General features: G+C 37.7%; 3 protein-coding genes. 1 reads left to right on the forward strand and 2 read right to left on the reverse strand.

Annotation, left to right across the window (positions count from 1 at the left end):
- Positions 1–108 precede the first annotated feature (108 nt).
- Positions 109–1,251, reverse strand: a complete 1,143-nt coding sequence (locus tag BMW36_RS15120) for a YhgE/Pip domain-containing protein (protein WP_089742610.1) — start codon at positions 1,249–1,251, stop codon at positions 109–111.
- 61 nt (positions 1,252–1,312) lie between these two features.
- The gene (locus BMW36_RS15125; protein ID WP_245711707.1) at positions 1,313–1,888 is read right to left on the reverse strand and encodes a TetR/AcrR family transcriptional regulator; all 576 of its coding nucleotides are present in this window, start codon (positions 1,886–1,888) and stop codon (positions 1,313–1,315) included.
- A 221-nt stretch (positions 1,889–2,109) separates the two neighbouring features.
- Between BMW36_RS15125 and BMW36_RS15130 the strand changes: the two genes are divergently transcribed.
- Positions 2,110–3,369 (forward strand): FAD-binding protein, encoded by a 1,260-nt coding sequence (locus tag BMW36_RS15130; protein ID WP_089742611.1) that lies wholly within the window; start codon positions 2,110–2,112, stop codon positions 3,367–3,369.
- The last annotated feature ends 241 nt before the right edge of the window (positions 3,370–3,610 follow it).

Raw genomic sequence — 3,610 nt, forward strand, 5'->3', positions numbered from 1 at the left:
ATTTTCCTGACGCGAAGGCTTTCAGACCGCCTCCGATCGACTTTAGGATTCTGCCTATTTTAATTAGTACAGTATTTTATCAATCTATTTTTCTGTTTTGTGCTACAATTAAACGGGACTTTCGGCATTACTCACTTCACTTAACGTAACTTCCTTTTTCTCTTTGACAAATATTATTCTTACAGCAGTAATTCCGAATGTTATTAATATAATGATAGATAATATTTTCATTTCACCAGTTAAGTCCATACCCCCATATATAATAGAGAAATATCCGCTTGTTCCATAAGTTGCCGGAAATAAATCACTGATGAATTGATACGTTTCCGACAAAAGAGCTCTTGGGACCATCACTCCTGCTGTTACAAGCTGAATGGACAAGCTGATAATGTTAAGCAGCATGCCTGCTGTACCGAATAGAACAGTAAACATTTGAGTAAGACATAAAAAGGACAGGTACACCAATGACTGGAACAGGAGTATTTCTCCGATATCTACGTGTAATTCAAAACCAAAACCCGCTAACAGGCTGACCGTTAATACCGCTAAAGCTGCTGAAACGATTAGCTGAATAAGAAATCGTGAAAATAAAATGGACCATTTACTATACTGAAGGGAAAGCTTTTGAGAAACAGTGAATAAATTTAAACTTAATAACATGCTGCCAACAAATGACGCGAGTACAATTAACAGCGGTACCATTGATGCAGCAAATCCTTCTGTTTCATTCAGCCTGATAATCTCCGGCTTCACACTTTGTTGAGAAAGTGACTCCAATCCGCTTTTTATCACGTTCTCAGGCAGGTTTGATAATTGACCTCGTTTTAACTCAAAAATATTCTCATTAATCTGCTCATTTATCTGGTTTGCCGCATTTTCCATTGCTTGCTTTGTAATTGCAGGTACTGCCTGATTAATATAATATTGTATCGTCACATCGCCCGCTGCTGCTTTTTCTGTAAAATTTTCCGGAATAACCATTAACATATCAATTTTTCTATGGTCAATATCCTTGTTGCCATCCTCTATTTTGCTGTATTGGGTAGTTTTAAAAGGTATTTTCTCTGTCATTGTGCTTGATTCAAATGCTGGATCCTGATTAATGAAACCAACTTCCAATTGATCAATTCGATCTGTTACCCCATCGTACGCAGTTAACCAGACGATAAAGAAGATTAGCAAAAAGGTTAACGCAATCCCCATTCCAACAAAGGTTGGGGCTGATTTAAAAAATGCCTTGAATGTTTTCATAGTAATTTTCCTCCTTTTATTAAAGCAAGTACTTACTTGCAATTATAATTAAATTTTTTTGCTAGGGTGTTAAACCTCTAGCAAAAAGTAAAATGCTCTGTTCCAGGAATTCATCCTGCTCAACACTGATAATCTGCTGGCCAAATCGGGACTTGGAAATAAAATATCCGAAATTCAACCAGACAAAATTCATTGCCTGTAATTCTATATTGACTTCAATTAGTTTGTTTTGCTTTCTCATTTCCAGCAAATAGTTATATACAATCGTTTTAAATGATTTGGGAAATTTAGATATCAGATCATTTAGTTCTGGATGATTTCCAGCTTCCCGGAATCCAATTAATACCAAATCACTTATGGAGTCTAATGTTTCATGATATTTTTTTGATATTACCAGCAAGTCTTTTTCTAAATCCCATGAAAGAGTTTCTGAAAAATCGTCAGGAAAGACTTGTTGGAATGTCAGTGAATCAATAATTGCCTCAAAGAGACCTCTCTTGTTACCAAAATGGCGGAAAATCGTTACTTCATTAACCCCTGAAGCTTTAGCAATTTCCTTTGTTGTAGTTCCTTTATAACCTTTTGAAACAAATAACGAAATCGTTGCTTCAATTATCTTCTGTTTTGTACGATCCATAATTTCCATCCTTTGCATGCAAGTGGATACTTACATCTTAACGAATTGGCAGAATTTTTGCAACTGTTTCTTTTAAAAGGGGCCGGTTTCCACCATGCGAGAATAATATTTTTAAATAAATGTGCGGTTCATCTGTCGCTTTGCATAAAATTCTGGTAAAATTAAACTTGTACGGTCAAGTGAACGAAAATTACTTTTTCAGTAAAGGAGTATCATTCAAAATGGCAAATCAACGAAATTGGGCAGGCAATTATATATACAGTGCAGAGAATTGGCATTCCCCTGAAAGTGTTGAAGAAATTCAGCAATTGGTGAAAAAATGTAAACGTTTGAAAGTGGTTGGTTCCCGCCACTCTTTTAATGACATTGCCGATTCCACAGAACATATGATATCTCTAGAGAAGCTTAATAAAGTGGTTTCTTTTAATAAAGCAGAAAGCAAAATTACAATTGAAGCTGGGATGAAGTACAGCGAAGTTAGTCAATATCTTGAAGGAACAGGGTTAGCACTGCACAATCTCGCATCACTTCCGCATATTTCTGTCGCAGGAGCATGCGCAACAGCGACACACGGTTCAGGTGACAAGAACGGCAACCTTGCGACAATTGTTGATGCTATGGAATTCGTCAATGCGAACGGTGAGGTAATTTCCTTATCCCGCGAAAACAATGAAGAAGAGTTGAAGGCGTTAGTCGTTAGCCTTGGTGCTTTAGGAATTATTACTAAACTAACATTGAATCTTGTTCCGGACTTCCAGGTAAGACAGGATGTTTATGAAAACCTTACCTTCGATGAATTCGAAGCAAATTATGACGCAATTTTCTCAAGCAGCTATAGTGTTAGTTTATTTACTGATTGGGGCGCAGAGCGTTTTACACAGGTTTGGTTGAAACGTGCTGTTACTGAGGGAGATTCTATTGAAGTTGTATCAGGTTTTTTTGGTGCAAAACTGGCATCAGTGAAATTACATCCAATCGCCGGCCATGGAGCTGAGCATTGTACGGATCAGTTAGGGATCGCAGGCCCTTGGCATGACCGCCTGTCACATTTCCGTATGAATTTTACACCAAGCAGCGGGAAAGAATTACAAAGTGAATACATTATACCGCGGGAAAATGTGAAGGATGCAGTGAAAGCATTGGGCGCATTAGGTGATAAAATCGCTCCATTACTGTTAGTTTCAGAGATTCGGAGTATTGCAGCAGATGATCTATGGATGAGTATGAACTACAAGCAGGACTCTATCGGGCTTCACTTTACATGGAAAGATGACTGGTCGTCGGTGAAGCAGGTATTGCCGGAAATTGAAGCAGCACTTGAACCATTCCATGCCCGGCCTCACTGGGGAAAACTGTTCACAATGGCACCGGAACGAGTTCAGTCATTTTATGAGAAATTGCCGCAATTCAGAGAACTAGTTCGGAAATATGACCCAGATGGGAAATTCCGCAACGCCTTTTTAGATAAATATATCTTTTAAAGAAAAAGGCAGTCATATGACTGCCTCTTTTTCCTTAGAAATGGGTTAGGAAGGAGGGTAGGGACAAAAACCGTTGAAACAATGTTTTTTTTAAAATTTAATGATAACAGAGAGGTTTGTTCATCAATACTTAGCTTATTCACTCATTTCTGATGATGAAACCATGTTTGTTCTTCACAATTCAGCTTTTTCGCTCTTTTCTGATGATGAAACCATGTTTGTTCTTCACAATTCAGCTTTT

Origin of the sequence: Gracilibacillus ureilyticus, assembly GCF_900111195.1 — a bacterium.
GTDB lineage: Bacteria > Bacillota > Bacilli > Bacillales > Amphibacillaceae > Gracilibacillus > Gracilibacillus ureilyticus.